Source organism: Sphingobacterium sp. UBA5789, from assembly GCF_002418355.1.
Classification (GTDB): domain Bacteria; phylum Bacteroidota; class Bacteroidia; order Sphingobacteriales; family Sphingobacteriaceae; genus Sphingobacterium.
Map to the genome: position 1 here is coordinate 1 of NZ_DIDX01000009.1, position 19,026 is coordinate 19,026.

The following is a 19,026-nucleotide window of genomic DNA, read 5'->3' on the forward strand; positions in this document are numbered from 1 at the left end:
TAATAATCTTAACTGACTGATAACTTGAAGTATAAAATGAAAACATATATCTACAAATAGTCAAAACAGCCCTTTATTATGCTCCAACAGTCCTTCTTGCTTTCTTCATAACTTATTAATGCCTATACTCAGCAGAAAGATCCTTTATACGGATATTTCTGAAATCTACCGGCTGTCCTTCGCTTTGAAGAGCAATAAACCCACTCTTGAGCAACTGACCGTCAATTTTGAACTTGGGATCATAGCGATTGGCAACTCCACCTCCGATCTGTGGTTTGGAATACTGCAAGACAGTATCGCCCTCAATAATATGTGTAATCAGCGAATCTCCAAGTACAATAAGTTCCGCACTCACCCACTGATCTCCGTCGTACGTCTTAGAAGTAGAATTGAGACAATGTGAAGCAGCGATCTTTCCTTTATATATGACATGCGTTCCGGGGGAACACATATTACCGGTCGGTCTGGGATTTCCATCTCCCAGCCCGCCCAGAAACTGCATCTCCACCGAGATTGGCCAGTCCTGCTCTTTGGGCATGGTCGCCGGATCCTGCGAATGAAACATGACGCCGCTGTTACGTAAGGTATAATCAGGTGCTCCTGGATGAAGCTCACCTACAAACCGGTATTCCAGTTTAAGATGGTAATAGGAATAGGGCGTTTTATAATAAAGGTGGCCATATTGCTCATTAAAATCTCCATACTCATCGTATCGGACCTGGATAGCACCATCCTGAACGCGAAAGGTATGTCCATAATTGACCCCAAAATCATGATGGTGAATCTTGACATTCCAGTCATTGATATCTTTGCCATTGAACAGGGACTTCCATTCCTGTGTCGATGTATCCGTATTTTCTTTGGTTTTCTTTACGGAACAACCTCCGGCCATTAAAAAAGCAGTACATATATAAAGGAATACTTTTCTTTTCATCAGGTTTTGTTTTTATGGAAAGTCCTAAAATACAAAAATACCGGATGTTTCTGCAATAAATAAGGGACTGAAAAACTAATTAGTCCCTTATTATATATATATCATGACAACACCTAATTAAAACCGCTCTCCTTTTTCAAAGGGAGAACGGCTCCCAGTCCTAATTTTTATGCTACTGCGTTTTAAGAGCTTCCTGTAATTTGTCATAGGTAATATCATTACTTGGCCTTGGTGCATCATTGTCCAGAATCTTACCGTCCCGCCCAATAATCACATAACGTGGTATAGCGGAAATGTTGAATGCCTTGGCAAAGTCACTGTTTGTATTCCCCTTTGCAAGCAAATGTATACCTTCGATATGATCTTCCTTGATCGCCTGACGCCACTTGTCTTCGTTATCATCTATACTGATATACAGAAACACTATGTCTTTGTTATCAGCCAGTTTTGCATGCAATTTAGGACTTCCGTTTTTCATCTCATACCGGCAAGGGGAACACCAGCTTGCCCAAAAATCGATGTACACGACTTTACCTGCAAAATCCTTTAAAGAAACTCTCTTTCCATTCAGATCGTCCAGTGCAAAAGGCGGAGGTTCATTTCCTGAAGCTAGTTTTATGGCTTGATCATAAGTATCCTGTAAAGCTGCAAGGTCGTCTTTACTGCCACCATCTTCGACAAATTTAGACAGATAAGACCGATATACTTTTACATCTTTGCTTTTAATAAAAAGATTACTTAACACTGATAGCATGGCAGCACTTCGGACTTTACCAGACAGGTATTTTTTTGACATTTCATATTCCATCTTATACTTCTCTTCTTCGCTCTGTTTACCGGCACTATCCAATTTTCCAGATTCGTAAAGTTGACGGTAGCGTAAGAAAATCGGCAAACTACCCTTCACAAATACTTTGTAAGAAGGATGAGACAGGAGAGCTTCTGAAAATTCGACCTTATCCATCATATCCATATAACCTGAGGGCAGTGATTCGCTCAATTTTTTGTTCTGTCCCCGACTCAACATAATTGGCATTATTATATTCATACTCAGGGCTTGATAATAAAATTTGATTCGCTGATAATCGTAGAAACTTTTGGACACACGGGATTTGTTGGTGTCCAAAAAATTCAGATTGGCTTGATTCATTTCATCATACTGTTCATATAAAATATTCAAAGGAGCTTTTGTTGCATCCACTTTTTTCCAATTTGTACTAAACAGATCCATCAAGTCCTTTAATACCTTTGCATTTTCATGCCCTTTTCCGGAAAAGGAGGTATTATCCTTAAAATCAGTTTTGATCAGTAAGTCATCTCCTGGCTCCAGATACAATGATAGTGACCCTTTAACCGGATTATCAATTGATATCTGGCCATCTACCCCATGATCCAAAGAAGTGGAAAACTCAAATATCCCTCTTTCGTTCGGTTTTAGTTTAATTATTTCCCTGTTCTTATCTTCCAGAACCAGATAAATCGAATCTGCTGCCAATGGTTTCAGATCCAGGCGGAGCATAGTCTTTTTTGTCTGTCCCGATACTATAACGGTACACATACAGAGTACAGCTATTATTATGATTAGTTTTTTCATGTTATCTATTTTTCATTTTTGATTTATCCAGACTTAGTTATCTTCTTAGGAGTAATGTGTTTTCTGTTAAATGGTTCTATAGTATTTCTGTGATTGTGTGCGTCACTATATTTTCACCATTCTTTTTTATGGATTTTGTTCTGTCCCTGGATTTGTATTAATAGTGTAAAGCGGAAGACGAAAGGTCAGTCTTTCCGGTTTTAAGGGGAAGGCCATGGACTCTACGATTTTGCCGTTCGCATCATACACATAATGCATCATACCCACTGTCGATTTGTAGGTCTCATCAACCGATAGCCTGCGCATATCCCACCAACGCTCCCCGGTAACAGCGTACTCCCGGATTCTTTCATCCAGAATGTACTTCGTAAGCGACACTTTGTCCGATGCAATATCTGCAGGAATTTTTTCCGCATCTGCGACGGTAATTTTCATTCTTTTTTTTCGGAAAGCCTCCAGATCTTTGACCGCATTGAGCAGATCTCCTGTCCGTGACTCACATTCGGCCTTCAACAAGATAATATCCGGCACATTTATACCCATATTATTGTACCGTCCATAAGCACGCATCATATTAAGCGGATAAACCACACCGGTTGACCGGAAGGGTAATCTGGTAAAAAAATTGAGCCGCAAATCTCCCTGGTCAAACAAGCCTGCTGTCCGGGGACTGACCGGAATACCGGAATAAAAATAGCTATAGAAATTTAAAAATTTCTTGAGATAGACGACTTCTTCATCCACATTCTGATTAAGCCGATTGGGACCAGTAATCGGATTTACAGGAAAGAAAGCACCTCCGGGAATAAAGACGGTATTAAAATCATACAACCGCACCGGTATAATGGCATTCGAAAATTTAGCGATAGCTGAGCTAAATAAAGGCAGAGCTTTGTCAAACTGCTGCATATTCATATACACTTTTCCGAGTATAGACTCTGCTGCAGACTGAGACATGCGATATCTGCTGACAATCCGGGGTGACAACAGAGGAATCGCTTCGGTCAGGTCAGCTATGATCTGATCGTAGGCTTCCTTTACCGTACTCCGTTTAAAAACAGTCTGTGTCACATCTGCCGTTTTGATCAGAAAAATGCCAGGATCTGATGCTGCCGTGGCTGCAGTATAGGGCTTACCATAATAGTTGACCAGCATAAAATAGACCCAGGCTCTGCAGGCCAAAGCTTCTGCATGGATGGTTTTTTTTTGTGTATCACTACCCTCTTTGGAATCCATCACCTCATTGATAATCTTATTGTAGCTGTACAATTGCCTTTGTAATTGACTCAACTCTGAAAAGTTTTCATCAGGAAGATATATATCATCCTGATACTCAAATGCTTTCCGATCATTAACACTACCTATTCCGCCTTCCGGATTATACAATGGCTGATAACCAGCCAGTTCATCAGACATGACGATATGCGAGGCTCTCGCAATCACTCCAAGGACCTGATCATTCAGTAATAGTTCGTAATCTGAAGTTTTGCTGGCAATAACAGCACCCTTAGGCTCTACTTCCAGAAAATCTTTGCTACAGGCAGAAAAAACGGTTATCAGCATTGTTAGCCGCGCCATTCTGATTATGTGCTTTATAAATATCATAGCTTTATATTTTTAAAAAGTTAAATGAACCCCTAAATTAACTGCGTTTTGCCCCGCTGGTATATTCCTCGAGCCATAGCGTCCTTCCTGAAATTCGGGGTCGATGCCAAATTTGTTGGCTTTCCACAGCATAATATTGGTCATGCCCCCCCGTACAGTCAAGCCTTCTATTTTACATCTTCCCGTAACCGATCGCGGAAATGTATAACTCAATGTCAGATCCCGGATCTTGATATAAGAAGCGGACTCTACATTCCGGTTACTATATCTATAATAATCCGTACTCCTGCTTGCATCCTTACCTATTGTTGTAAATCCCGGGATATCTGTTATCTTTTCATCCCCGGGCTGCTGCCAGCGGTTTGCAAAATCTGCATGCAGATTCCCGGCCTGAAAACTCTGACTTGCGATAAAACCGGCTCCCTTAGGACGCTCTGAATATACCGTATTTACATCCCGAAACATGACATGCCCCAGATTGTAAATCATATTGACATTCAGAGAAAGACCTTTATAGCCAACAGTATTGGACAGGCCGCCATTCCATACCGGCTGGAATACGCCCATAAACAAGACGTCCTTTGCCATCGGAATCTCTGTTCCTTCCATACCCAAGTATGCCTTGCCATCCGAAAGCCTGACTAAAGGATTTCCTTCCGCATTCAATCCCGCATAATTATAGGCAAAAGCAGAAAAAGCAGGGAAATACTGTAAATACTGTGTTCTCATTTTGTCTTTTGCGGTAACGACTTCGAAGAATAAATTTACTTTGCTGACTTTATTTTTATTGTAGGACAGGGTCAGCGAACTATTCCACTGAAAATCACCTGTACTGATATTCACCGAACGAATCATCGCTTCCAGACCAGTGTTAGACATATTTCCTACATTGCCTGTGATCGAGGTAAAACCAGTCAACTGATTGACTTCCATCGGACCAATCAGATCTGTCGATTTCCGTTGATAGTAATCCAGCGAAGCAGTCAGCCTGCGATCCAGGATAGCGAAATCCAGGCCTGCATTCAGTGTACGGGTCTGCTCCCAGGTCAGGTTTTTATTGCCGGCAGTGAGTATAGTAAAGCCTTGTTGTCCGGGTACAAACGGATTTGACATCGGAGAGAGCACATCCCGGCTTGCACTTATTCCTGCCCGGGGGGAGTTTCCACCGATACCGTAGGTTATCCGGGCAGACAGCTCCTTGATAAAGCTGACATCCTGCATAAACGCCTCATTGCTAAGCGTCCATTTTCCGCCCACACTCCATGCGGGTTTACGCTGTGCGGATTTTTCTATCCCGAAAAGATTGCTTTTGTCCTGCCTCCAGCTCGCATTAAAGATATAACGCTTGCCAAAAGTATACCCCACATTGCTGTAATAAGAGCGAAAGCGGGATATTGTCTCAGATTGCAGGAAAGGTGCCTCATTTAATTTCATATTCCCCTCAAGTATGGGTATTATTCCGGCTATTCCTGTACTTCTCAACACATAGTAATCCAGCAATGTCGAAACCTGTGAATTTTCATCATAACCGTATGCTATACTATTGTTAATAATATTCTTCTGTTCCTGTTCTTCGTAACCCGCCAATACATCCAGCTGATGAAGCTGATTGCCGGAAGTATAGGCATAGACAAGCTGATTGCGTAAGGTCCAGTTTTCATCCGCGCTGCTGGATACCGCATACCGCCCTCCTGTATTAGGGAGATGGTATCTGATCGTGCCGTTTGTGTTCTGAGCAAAACGCAGCAACTGTATATTCTGGTTGTAATTGGTATTGTCATCGTAGCTTGTGATCCGGTTAGTACCCCTGATGTAACCGAATACACCTTCATAACGCAGGCCTTTGTACAGATTAACCGTAAGGCCAGAGGTGAGACGGGCAATAAACAAGTTGCCTGTACTTCGACCCGTAAGCGCATTATTGAGTGGATTATAGCGCAGACTACGACCTGTTAAATCCTCTATAGATTGAATAGCTTCTCCCGGAAGAATTCCTAAATAAGACATATCTATATTATTACCTGAAGGATCCCGGAACAGCTGATAAGGCAGGAAACGGTTGTCCGGTGACACTGCCCGGTTAGAGCCTGTACGCTGGTTGGTCAGGTCTCCAATGAAAAAGGCTTTGATACGAGTACCAAGCAAAAAATCATTTCGGGTATTGATCTTAAAGGTATTGTCTCTGTTTCCCGGTGTATAGTCCTGATTGCCGGTATACGCCAGAGAAGTATAATTGCTGTATCGGTCCGTACCGCCGGAAAGAGAAAGTGTATGGTTGGTCAGCATCTGCGGACGGTAAAAAATATCCCGCATCTGATTCAGGTTGCTGATACCGGCCAGGCTGTCCAGCTTCGCATCTCTTTGCGCAGCAGAGATCAGTCCGCGAAAGGCGTCCCATTGGATCTGACGGTCTGGCGCATAGCCACCGTCTCCATCACCCGGAATATACACCGGGTTATAAGTCGTGTTTTTCGGATCAAATGTTTCTCTGGAAGCCTGTATATATTGCCGGCTGTCCAGTACCGGAAAATAGCTGATATCCGGTTTGCCCTGCATATTGACAAAAGCATCGTATGTGATCCGCAGTTTCTGATTATTCGACCCCTTTTTGGTAGTAATCACGATCACGCCGTTAGAAGCTCTGGCTCCCCAGATGGAGGACGCTGTAGCATCTTTCAGGACGGATACATCCTGTACATCCTGCGGATTGATAAAAGATACATCCGATACCGCAATACCGTCTACTACAAATAGTGGCGAGGCACTGGTATAATTATATATTGTAGATAATGTGCTTAATCCCCGGATCAGAAACTGCTGCTTGTCACGTGTAGGGGAGTTATTAATCACCAGCCCGGGTATCTGTCCATCCAGACGTTGCAGAACATTAGTACTGGTAGCTCTGTTGGCCAGTACTTCCATATCCGGCTTTGCAAACGAACCTGCACTGCGCTCTCTGGAGATACTCTGATAACCTGTATTAACGGTCACTTCCTCCAGCCTGCCGGCCAGCTTCAAACGTATAATACCCAGATTAGCGGCCGGTTTGGTTACATAATTTTCGTAACCAATATAAGAGATGGAAAGCATTGTATTTTCAGCAACATTATGCAGCACAAATTCCCCGTTTTTATCTGTAACTGCAGCAGCCTTACGTCCTTTAACCGTCATTGAAAAATCTCCTGTTTTCTTATTCTCGGATGAGGTACTGCTAATCAGGCTAATTGTAGCGCCCTGTAAAGGATTGCCCAGAGAGTCTACTACACGTCCACGTACATCAATATCGACTGTGGCTACTGTGATCCTGTCTTCCAATGGAACACTTTTTTCTTTAATGGTTACAATGTTGCTATTGATTTCAAAAGTTAAATCCTGACCCTCAAGACATACTTCTAATGCTTTACGGATAGATACATTACTTAAATCCAAATTGACCGGACTTTTATTTTCCATCATCTTGTCACTGTATACAAAGTCAAATCCGGTTTGCTTACGCAATTCTATGATCACTTTTGTAAGCGCAATGTTGTGTTGTCTGATGGTCACTTTTTGTGCGTAGCTATGCGCATTTACCTGTAAAATTGATATTGTTAACAGAATGACGATAAGTTTCATTATCAACACTATTTTTAGCACATCCCGTTTGAGCCGGAATAGGCTTTTAATATAAAAATTCATAATTTTACTCCTTTAGTGTGTATTGCTGTTCAGATGAACGCTGCAGCAATACACAGTTGTTCATTAAATAATTGGTTTGATCACAATCTGGCTAGCGTTTAATGAATAAGTCTAAATTATATGGGCTGGTAGTGTTGGTCGCACTATCAGCTTTTTAATGACTTATTATACTTTTACATTACGGATCATTTTTGTCTGTTTTCATATTACTTCTCATTGGTTAGGGTTTATAGTTTGTGTGAGTTGCAGGGCTGTAAAGTTGGGGTAGATGGATACCTATTTGCTTACCTGTACGGTTTTATTTTTGATCTCAAATTTTACTTTTCCGGTATTTGACATACCAAGCAGTACCTGAGATAAGTTCTTTTGTTTGGATACCAGCATACTGAACGTCTGATCCAGATCTACATCCTTGCTGTAATTTACATCTACATCATACCAACGTGAAATGCTTTGCATAATGCTGAAAAGGCTCTGCTTGGTGAATATAAAATCATTGTTTTTCCAGGCTACCATTTCATTGGCATCCACCTGTGCAATGTTTATTTTGTTGTCTTTTAAAATCGCCTGCTGATCGGGTTTCAAAGTCCGTCCGTTTACTTTTACACTACCTTCAAGCAGAGTTGTTTTTACTTCTTCACCCTTATATGCACAGATATTAAAATGTGTGCCCAATACTATTACATTCTGCCCCTCACTTTTCACAATAAAAGGTCTTGATTTATCTTTTGCGACTTCGAAATAGGCTTCCCCTTTAAGCGTAACGATTCTTTGCGTTTTATGGTTATAACTGGAAAGAAACTCAAGTTTGCTGTCAGCGTTGAGCCAGACTTTGGTTCCGTCCTGTAAAATAACAGAGTACGTCCCCCCTCTTGGCGTAGAAATCTGAAGGGGATGGGCATTTTCATTCTTTGCATCCATATCCAAAGCATCTACTTTTGTGCCATCGGTATAGGCTACTGTTGTCTGACTAATAGCCAGTCCTGTTTTAGTCGTGTTCAGATTAATGGATTTACCATCTGCGGTCGTTAATATCGCATGGTTGCCTCCCGGAGCGATATCGTAAGTCTTATCAGATGTTTTGGAAACGAGTTCATCTTTATGGCCGGAAACTCTAAAAAAGAATATTCCTGAAACAATTAAAACCATCGCAGCAGCAACAAGTATAACGAGCAGCCCTGATTTGGATCGTCCCGGTGCGGGAGCCTCCACCAGAATATCAGACCAGATCTGCTTTATGCTCACTTCCACACTTTTTTTCTGGACGAAGGAAATATTTTTTTCTGCACGTGCATTATACCAGGATTCGACAAGTGCTTTTTCATCAGCATTGCAGGTTCCGTTCTGATAGCGATCCAATAAAGCTATGACTTCTTCTTTTTTCATGATTAAACTATTCATCTATTATGTGCGCTATTGATAAGACACGCTGATGTAACACAGGGAGTAAAAAAGATTGATTTTTTTTCTATTTATTGTTATGATTACAGGCTGCACTCTATCCGATTTTCTTGCGACAATATCCTGCTACATTTTATAGGAATTTTAAGAATTAAGACTCTTTGCTGTCTATCAGGAAATTGAACTATTGAATTTCTTTTTTAGCTGACTAATAGCATTACTGACCTGCTTTTTGACGGTAGTTTTCGAAATACCCAACTGTTCTGCAATTTCAGCATGACTAAGGTTTTGATTGCGACTCATTTGGAAAATAATTTTCATTTTTTTAGGCATTCGTTCAATTTCCTTCTCAATAAGCCGCTTCAACTCCTTATACCGGATAAGCTCATCTGTCTCTACCGGCTCTGTTGTCGCAAATGTTCCCAGTTCAGTCAGGTAATTTTCTTTTACCTTTTCATGTCGTATAATGTTTAGTATCATATTTCTGACTGACCGATACAGATAAGCCCGCAACTGCAGATCAAAATCCAGCATGTCATATTTATTCCATATACCCACAAACAGTTCCTGTATCACGTCTCTGGCCTCTTCATCCTGTCCCAGCATATGGCGGGCATGCAGATACAATACAACCGCATACCGATTGTAGATTTCTGTAAAAGCGGCGTGATTGCCTTGCTTTAACAAAAGCATCAGTTCCTGATCAGCATATGTGCTGTAAACAGCCATTTTCCGTTAAATTATCCGCAAATTAAACCTGTTGATTTTTCTTCTTTAGCTTTATGTAAGCCGTGAAATGACAAATGCATTCTTTCTTTTTTAAGATTAAACTCTCAATATTTTTGTCACCTGTATAGATAAGACACTCTGTTCTGGTATAGGGAGTAGAAAAAAAATTTAATCATGAGACGAGTTATCCGCTGTCTGTAGGTTGAGGCATAGACCGGCACCGGGAAAAGAAAGAATAGGAGAAAATCCTCCGACGAATGAAAATCCGTTCAGTAGTATAAATTTTATACATTTGCATTGGTATTAGTTAGTAAAAACACTTACAGGTTCGAAGCTTAAGTGTTTTAGCGTTTATAATTGGTATCTACCTTTTGGTCAGGGGTGTTTGCTGCACTGCTGACCTGTTTATCTGTCCATTATTATCTATTTAATAAAAAAAATCCTTCTGGATCAAAGCACACTATCTTGATACAACTCTCCTGATTTTCAATTATTTAAATTGTATCCGGTTATTCTCTATGGTTATATGGGTTTATATTCAGGTGTTCTTAATAGAATGTCTCCTGTAAAGCAAAAAAACCTTAGTCCGGTTTATTATTTTATCCCAGCTCTACGACACTCCGCATTAGTTGAAAAAACACACTCAGAAAAGACTGCAATCTGTCCTTACGTAAATTTATAAAAGCACGAGAAACAACTTTACAGATTGATTTAAAAAATATGCAGGATATGGAAGAAACTTAAGAAAGGGGATTTGATCCGATAGTACCGTTTGTGAAAAAAGAAACCGCTCCCTTTATTATTATATTGATGGGAGCGGATTTCTAACTAGTCCTATTTTTTATTAGTTAGATAGATGTGTGTGTACGAAATTTGTCATTTAAGAAGAAACTACTCCCTATCTGATATTCAAGGGAGTGAGTTTCTATCTCAGTAGTCCTATTTTTTTTATTAGTTAGATAGATGTGTGTGTACGAATTTGTTATTAAAGAAGAAACTACTCCCTATCTGATATTCAAGGGAGTGAGTTTCTATCTCAGTAGTCCTATTTTTTTTATTAGTTAGTTGTCAATGCCTCCATTAATTTGTCATATGTAATATTCTCACTTGGTCTTGGTGCAGCGCTATCGATAACTCTTCCATCCCTGCCTATAATGACATAACGGGGAACACCTGCAATATTAAATGCCCTGGCCACGGGACTTTTAACTCCTCCTTTTGATAGCAGATGTATACCTTCGATCTGATCCTCTTTAATCGCCTTACGCCATTTGTCTTCACTATCATCAATACTGATATACAAAAACACCATATCTTTGTTGTCGGCCAGTCTGGCATGAAGCACTGGTGCACCGTTCTTCATTTCTGCTCTGCAGGGTGAACACCAGCTAGCCCAGAAATCTATATACACCACTTTGCCCGCTAAATCTTTTAACGAAACCTTCTTTCCCTCCAGATCGTCCAATGTAAATACAGGAGGTTCCTTTTCTACAGTAAGTTTTATTGTCGTATTATATATATGAAGTAACTCGGCGGCATCTTCATCACTACCCCCGTCATAGACAAACTGATCTAAAAAAGGCTTGTATACTTTGGCATCTTCGGAAGTAATAAATAAAGCATTTAAAACTGTAAACATCACCGTACTTCGAACTTTACCACTCAGTTGTTTTTTTGCCTGATCGTAGACAATTTTTAGTTGCTCCTCATTACTCATACCGGCCATACTATCTATCATTCCTAACTGGAAGAGATGATGAACAAGAAGACAAGACATCATGGAACTGGCTATAAAATGATAGTATTCCGGATGAGTCAACAGACTATCTGAAAGTTGTACCTTTTTTAGTATATCCGGATAACCTGAAGGCATAATTTCTGATAATTTCCTGTTAAATTCTTTACTGTAGACTTTCGGATAAAAAATATCTTCTGACAGTGCTCTATAATAAAATTTAATCTTTTGATAGTCATAAAAACCTTTTGTAACCTTAGTCTTATGAGCCTCTAAAAAGGCTATATTATCTTTACCCAGTTGTGCTATTTGTTGAAAATAGACTTGTGCTGATATTTTTGTCTTATCTACTTTTTCATAGTTTCGGGAATATTTATCAATCAATTCATATAACACGTTTGCATTGTCTTTGCCTTTACCGGAAAATTGGGCATTACCTTTCAGGTCTGTCTGTATCAGCAGGTCATCCCCCGGCTCCAGGTATACGGGTATAGTTATATTTACAGGATTACTTATTATCAACTGACCATCTACTCCATGCGTTAATGAAGTAGAAAACTCAAACACTCCATTTTTACCCGGCTTTAGTACGTGGACTGTAGTTACTTTTCCTTCTTCAAGGTATAATTCCACAGAGTCTGATGACAGTGGTCTTATGTCCAGACATATCCGGGCTGTTTTTGTCTGTGCTGACAAGATACCGGCATATATGCAAAGTAGGGTTATTATTAATTTTTTCATATTACTTATTTGTGATTATATCCTTGGCAGAGCAGGATTTATGTTGGCCTGTTTTGTTCCCTTCAAAGGAACTTGATTTGCTCATATCGCGCCATGTCCGCACTAATCTGGCACGGTCTGCATATTTTCGAAAACATAAGTATTTCATATCTAATTTATTTTATCTCTCAGCACTTATACTGCTCTCTTTTATGGATTTTGTTCTATGCCGGGATTCGCATTTATAATGTACGGTGGAAGACGAAAGGTCAGTCTTTCCGGTTTTAAGGGAAAGGATTTTACAATTTTTCCTATCTCATCATACACATAATGCATCATACCTACGGTCGATTTGTACGTCTCATCAACCGATAGCCGACGCATATCCCACCAGCGTTCTCCTGTACCGGCATATTCCCGGATTCTTTCCTCCAGAATATATTTGGTTAGTGCCTCTTTATCCGATGTGATATTAGCCGGAATTTTTTCTGCGTCTGCGACCGTATTTTCCATTCTTGTCTTGCGGAAAGCTTCCAGATCTTTCACCGCATTCGGCAAGTCTCCTGTCCGAGACTCACACTCGGCCTTTAACAAGATAATATCGGGCACGTTTATACCCATATTATTATTTAACCGTCCATATCCACGCTTCATATTAAGCGGATAGACTTCACCAGTTGGCGGATAAGATGAGGAAGTAAAAAAGTTGAGCCTCAAATCTGCCTCTTCAAACAGGTTACTTGTTTGCGGATTGAGGGGGAATCCCGAGATTGAAAAAGTATAAAAATTAATAAATTGCTTGAGATATACTACCTCTTCATCCATTTCCAGATTATTCCGGTTAGGACCGGTAAACGGATCAGCCGGAAAAAAAGCACCTCCCTCACCAAAAACAGTATTAAAATCATACAACCGTACCGGTATGGTGGCATTTGAAAATTTAGCGATAGCTGAGCTAAACAAAGGCAGTGCTTTATCAAACTGCTGCATATTCATATACACTTTCCCAAATATAGCTTCTGCTGCTAACCTAGACATTCTGCCTCTACTAGTCATACGGGCAGGCAGAACGGGAAGAGCGTCGGTCAAATCAGTTATAATCTGATCATAAGCCTCCCTTACCGTAGAACGTTTAAAAAAGGTCTGTGTCACTTCTGCATCTTTGACCAGAAAAATACCCGGATCCGAAGTAGCTGTTGTCGCATTATAGGGCTTGCCGTAGTAATTGACAAGTGTAAAGTATACCCACGCTCTGCTGGCCAAAGCCTCCGCACGGATGGCTTTTTTCTGCGCATCACTTCCCCCTTCAGAACCCATAACCTCATTGATAATCTTATTATAGATATACAACTGTTTTTGCAGGTTTGTCAGTTCAGAGATGTTATCGGCAGGCAGATAAATATCATCTTTGTATTCAAAAGCTTTTATATCTATAACACCACTAGATACGGCTCCAGGATTATAAAAAGGTTCATAACCTGCCAACTCATCAGACATCATAATCTGCGGCGCATGCCCCAATTTATTTAGATCAGGATCATTAAGCACCAATTCATAATCTGATGTTTTGGATAAAATAACAACACCTTTTGGGACCACTTCCAGAAAGTCTTTTCGACAGGAGCAAAAGCCGCTCATCAGCAGTATGAGTCCTGATATTTTAATTATATGTTTCGTGTAAAGCATGCTTTGTATTATTAAAAAATTAAATGAACCCCTAAATTAACTGCGTTTTGCCCCGCTGGTATATTCCTCGAGCCATAGCGTCCTTCCTGAAATTCAGGGTCGATACCCTGTTTATTGGCTTTCCAAAGCATCACATTGGTCATGCCCCCCCGCACACTTAAGCCTTCTATTTTCCATTTCCGGATAACCGATTGCGGAAAGGTGTAGCTCAGAGTCAGATCCCGCATCTTGATATAAGAGGCTGAAACTACATTCGTGTTTCCAAGAATATAATAATACGTAGCTCTTACCATCTCTTCTTCGAGAGTCTTAAAGCCCGGTATATCTGTTGTCTTTTCATCCCCGGGCTGCTGCCAACGCTTCACAAAATCGGCATGCAGATTCCCGGTCTGAAAATCCTGACTTACAATAAAGCCGTTTCCTGAAAAATATTCACTGTATGTCCGGTTAACATCCCGAAACATAACATGTCCCAGATTGTAAATCATATTGACATTCAGAGAAAGACTTTTATAGCTAAAAGTATTGGACAGGCCGCCATTCCATACCGGCTGGAATACCCCCATAAACAAGACATCCTTAGCCTTTGGTGTCCCGTCATCATCCATACCCAAGGAAATACTGCCATCCGAAAGCCTGACCAAAGGATTTCCTGCAGCATTCAGACCAGCGTAATCAAATGCGAATGCGGAGAAAGCAGGAGAACCAGCCCAGTAACGGGTCATAATTTTATTGAGTCCGGTATTAAGAATGATTAATGAGTTTACTTTCGTAACCTTATTTTTATTGTAGGACAGGGTCAGCGAAGTGTTCCACTGAAAATCAGCTGTATGAACATTCACGGAACGTATAGCAGCTTCTATACCTTTATTGGTCATACTACCCACATTACCTACAATAGTCGTAATACCTGTCAACGGATTGACTTCCAGCGGTCCGATCAGATCTGTTGATTTTTTTTGATAGTAATCCAGCGAACCACTCAGCCTGTGGTCAAGAATAGCGAAATCCAGACCTGCATTCAGCGTACGGGTCTGCTCCCAGGTCAGGTTTTTATTACCGGCAGTGAGCAATGTATACCCCTGCCCCTCGGCGACAAGTGTATTGGATACAGGCAGAAATATATCCTGATTTGCACTTTTGCCCGGCACAGGCGAGTTGCCACCGATACCATAGGTTATCCGTGCGGACAGCTCCTTGATAAAGCTGATATCCTGCATAAACGTCTCATTATTAAGCGTCCATTTTCCACCCACACTCCATGCCGGCCTGCGCTGTGCGGATTTATTGATTCCGAAAAGATTGCTTTTATCCTGCCTCCAGCTGGTATTGACAGTATACCGTTTGCCAAAAGTATACCCTACATTGCCATAATAGGATCGAAAACGGAAAATTGCCTCTGATTGCAGGAAAGGTGCCTCACTTAATTTCGTATTCCCTTCAAATGAGGGTATTATTCCGGCTATTCCTGTACTTCTCAACACAGAGTAATCCAGTAATGCTGATACCTGTGAATTTTCATCATAACCGTATACAATACTGCTACTACTGGTCTTCTTTTGTTCCTGCTCTTCGTAACCCGCCAATGCGTCCAGCTGATGAAGCTGATTTCCGGAAATATAGGTATAGACAAGCTGATTGCGGAAAGTCCAGTTTTCATCCGCGCTATTGGATACCGCATACCGCCCTCCGGTATTGGGAAGATGGTATCTGATCGTGCCGTTTGTGTTCTGAGCAAAACGCAGCAACTGTATATTCTGGTTGTAATTGGTATTGTCATCGTAGCTTGTGATCCGGCTGGTACCCCTGATGTAGCCGAATACACTTTCATAACGCAGGCCTTTGTACAGATTAACTGCAAGGCCAGAAGTAACACGGGCAATAAACGAGTTGCCTGTGTTCCGACCTGTATGTGCATTACTGAGTGGATTATAGCGCAGACTCCGGCCTGTTAAACTCTCTATCGGCTCAATAGCTTCTCCCGGAAGAATTCCCATATAAGACATATCTATATTATTACCAGAAGGATCCCGGAACAGCTGATAAGGCAGGAAACGGTTGTCCGGTGACACTGCCCGGTTAGAGCCTGTACGCTGGTTGGTCAGATCGGCAATAAAAAAGGCTTTGATACGAGTACCAAGCAAAAAATCATTGCGGGTATTGATCTTAAAGGTATTGTCTCTGTTTCCTGGTGTATAGTCCTGATTACCGGTATACGCCAGAGAGGTATAATTGCTGTATCGATCTGTTCCGCCGGAAAGAGAAAGCGTATGATTGGTCAGCATCTGAGGCCGGTAAAAAATATCCCGCATCTGATTCAGGTTGCTGATACTGGCCAGGCTGTCCAGCTTCGCATCTCTTTGTGCAGCAGAGATTAACCCCTTAACAGCATCCCATTGGATCTGACGGTCTGGCGCATAGCCAAGACCACCCAGGAAAACATTGATATTCGGGTTATAAGTTGTGTTTTTCGGATCAAAAGTTTCCCTGGAGGCCTGTATATATTGCCGGCTGTCCAGTACCGGAAAATAGGTAATATCCGGTTTGCCCTGTATATTGACAAAAGCATCATATGTGATCCGCAGTTTCTGATTATTCGACCCTTTTTTGGTAGTAATCACGATCACGCCGTTGGAAGCTCTGGCTCCCCAGATAGAGGACGCTGTAGCATCTTTCAGGACAGATACATCCTGTACATCCTGTGGGTTGATAAAAGATACATCCGCTACCGCGATCCCGTCTACTACAAATAGTGGTGAGGCATTGGTATAATTATCTGCAGTAGATAATGTACTTAATCCGCGGATCAGAAACTGCTGCTTACCGTCTGTAGGGGAGTTATTAATCACCAGACCGGGTATCAGTCCATCCAGACGTTGCAGGACATTGGGACTGGTGGCTCTGTTAGCCAGCACCTCCATATCCGGTTTCGCAAATGAACCAGCACTGCGCTCCCTGGAGATATGCTGATACCCAGTATTAATCACTACTTCCTCCAGCCTGCCGGCCAGCTTCATACGTATAATACCCAGATTAGCGGCCGGTTTGGTTACATAATTTTCGTAACCAATATAAGAGATGGAAAGCATTGTATTTTCAGCAACATTATGCAGCACAAATTCCCCGTTTTTATCTGTAACCGCAGCGGCCATACGTCCTTTGACAGTCATTGAGAAATCTCCTGTTTGTGTATTTTCCGAAGAGGTTTTGTGAAATATCGCTATAGTCGCTCCTTGCAAAGAATTACCCAGAGAGTCTACTACCCGCCCCCGCACATCCATTTGTTGTATATCTGGCAGATTTTTGTTTACATCCGAAGCTGTCTTCTTTCTGATCAGCACAAATTTGCTCTCGATGGTATATGTCAGTCCTGTATTAGCTAAAAGCCTGCTCATGGTCTCATCCAGACCGGCATTTTTAACCGATATTTTTACAGTCCCCAGATCCTCGACAAGATGTCTGTCAAACAAAAAGTCATAACCAGTCTGTTGCCTGATTTTATACAGGACATCTTTTACAGAGCTGTTCTTTTCACGCAATGTTACTTTTTGCCCGTATGTTGCTGCACAGATCTGCATAAAAAACAGAAATAATACGACAGTGCTAAGACGCATAAAAATCAATTTATAGGTGTAAATTTTATACATTTGTTTTAAGTATTAATTAGTCAAAGCACTTACAGGTTCGAAGCTTAAGTGTTTTAGCGTTTATAATTGATATCTACCTTTTGGTCAGGGGTGTTTGCTGCACTTCTGACCTCTTTTATTATTACTTTTCTGTCCGTTTTTATTTTACAATCAGAATCCTTCTTCCTGTCCTCTTAAACTTGACATTTCCAGCAAGTTCGATCTTCCTTAACACTTCAGAAAGCGTGCTGTTCCTTGAAACCCAACCGTCTAATGGTATATTTTTAATATCCGGATCCTTATACACAAATTCCACATCATACCACCGTTCTATTTTATGCATTGATTTTTCAAAACTTTCTCCTCCAAAAACAAAATCTCCGTTTTTCCATGCCAGTATTTCACCCACATCAGCGTGTTGTACTTGTATACTTTTTCCATCTACGACGGACTGTTGATCCGGTTTGAGTATGATGGAAGCTTTGGAAGAAAGATTATTGACTTTAACCGATCCTTCTATCAGTGTGGTTTTAACGTCTCTTTCATCCGAATAACTGCTGATATTGAAATGTGTCCCCAGTACCGTTACCTTCTGCTGTTTTGTGGTCACGATAAATGGTCGTTTTTTATCTTTAGCCACTTCAAAGTAAGCTTCCCCTGTCAGGGTTACTTCACGCGAGCTGTGCATATTAATTGTCGGTGAGAACGTCAGAGAGGAGGCCGCATTGAGCCAGACTCTGGATTTATCCGGCAATATCATCATATACATTTCTCCTTTAGCTGTAGTTAGCGTATTCAACCCTGCTGCGTGCGGGTTTGCAGAGCCAGCATCATACAGAAGCTGACCGTCTTCCGTTTGGGATATACGTGTCCCATTTTCCATAGCAAGCTCTCCGGCCTCTACATCCGAAAGGTTTATTTTTTTTCCATCGGCCAGGGTCAGCGTTGCACCGTTCTTACCCGGAAGAATACTGTCCTGTGGGGTAATCCGGGCAATAGGGATATGTTGAGATCCGCTGTAGTTGTATACATAAAGACAGACACTCAGCAACAATACAACAGCAGCTGCTATACTGATGCGTTTCCATAACGGATAGATGCGCACTGTATTTATTTGTGTATTTATACGCTCGAATATTCGGGTCTCCAGCTGCTCCTCGTGCTGCGCAAATGAATCCGGAATTTCTACGACCTTATCCGGATCACTTTCGTACCAAAGGTTGAATTCCCGGATTTCTTCTTCCGTAATTGTCTTATCCAACCATTTTGAGGCGAGTTTTTTATATTTTTCCTGATCTTGCGGAGTCTCCATATATAG

10 protein-coding genes are annotated in these 19,026 nt (G+C 41.2%); all 10 read right to left on the reverse strand.

What is annotated here, in order from left to right; all coding sequences use genetic code 11:
- Positions 1 to 115 precede the first annotated feature (115 nt).
- The 10 genes from B4B65_RS21535 to B4B65_RS21580 all read right to left on the reverse strand — a co-directional run bounded on the left by B4B65_RS21535 (position 116) and on the right by B4B65_RS21580 (position 19,020).
- Positions 116 to 934 (reverse strand): 3-keto-disaccharide hydrolase, encoded by an 819-nt coding sequence (locus tag B4B65_RS21535; RefSeq protein ID WP_293918775.1) that lies wholly within the window; start codon positions 932 to 934, stop codon positions 116 to 118.
- A 172-nt stretch (positions 935 to 1,106) separates the two neighbouring features.
- The gene (locus tag B4B65_RS21540) at positions 1,107 to 2,528 is read right to left on the reverse strand and encodes a TlpA family protein disulfide reductase (protein WP_293918777.1); all 1,422 of its coding nucleotides are present in this window, start codon (positions 2,526 to 2,528) and stop codon (positions 1,107 to 1,109) included.
- Positions 2,529 to 2,654: 126 nt separating this feature from the next.
- Positions 2,655 to 4,106 (reverse strand): RagB/SusD family nutrient uptake outer membrane protein, encoded by a 1,452-nt coding sequence (locus B4B65_RS21545; RefSeq protein WP_293918779.1) that lies wholly within the window; start codon positions 4,104 to 4,106, stop codon positions 2,655 to 2,657.
- Positions 4,107 to 4,145: 39 nt separating this feature from the next.
- Entirely contained in the window at positions 4,146 to 7,748 is a 3,603-nt protein-coding gene (locus tag B4B65_RS21550) for a SusC/RagA family TonB-linked outer membrane protein (RefSeq protein WP_293918781.1), read from the reverse strand.
- A 339-nt stretch (positions 7,749 to 8,087) separates the two neighbouring features.
- Positions 8,088 to 9,197, reverse strand: coding sequence for a FecR family protein (locus tag B4B65_RS21555; protein ID WP_293918783.1), 1,110 nt, complete (start codon positions 9,195 to 9,197; stop codon positions 8,088 to 8,090).
- 186 nt (positions 9,198 to 9,383) lie between these two features.
- A complete protein-coding gene (locus tag B4B65_RS21560) occupies positions 9,384 to 9,941 on the reverse strand; it encodes an RNA polymerase sigma factor (RefSeq protein WP_293918785.1) in 558 nt (185 codons plus the stop codon).
- 1,057 nt (positions 9,942 to 10,998) lie between these two features.
- A complete protein-coding gene (locus tag B4B65_RS21565) occupies positions 10,999 to 12,417 on the reverse strand; it encodes a TlpA family protein disulfide reductase (protein WP_293918787.1) in 1,419 nt (472 codons plus the stop codon).
- Between the two features lie 189 nt (positions 12,418 to 12,606).
- Positions 12,607 to 14,082, reverse strand: a complete 1,476-nt coding sequence (locus B4B65_RS21570) for a RagB/SusD family nutrient uptake outer membrane protein (protein WP_293918789.1) — start codon at positions 14,080 to 14,082, stop codon at positions 12,607 to 12,609.
- An 11-nt stretch (positions 14,083 to 14,093) separates the two neighbouring features.
- Positions 14,094 to 17,696, reverse strand: coding sequence for a SusC/RagA family TonB-linked outer membrane protein (locus B4B65_RS21575; RefSeq protein ID WP_293918791.1), 3,603 nt, complete (start codon positions 17,694 to 17,696; stop codon positions 14,094 to 14,096).
- Between the two features lie 172 nt (positions 17,697 to 17,868).
- On the reverse strand, positions 17,869 to 19,020 hold the full coding sequence (locus B4B65_RS21580; protein ID WP_293918793.1) for a FecR family protein: 1,152 nt from the start codon (positions 19,018 to 19,020) through the stop codon (positions 17,869 to 17,871).
- Between the last annotated feature and the right edge of the window lie 6 nt (positions 19,021 to 19,026).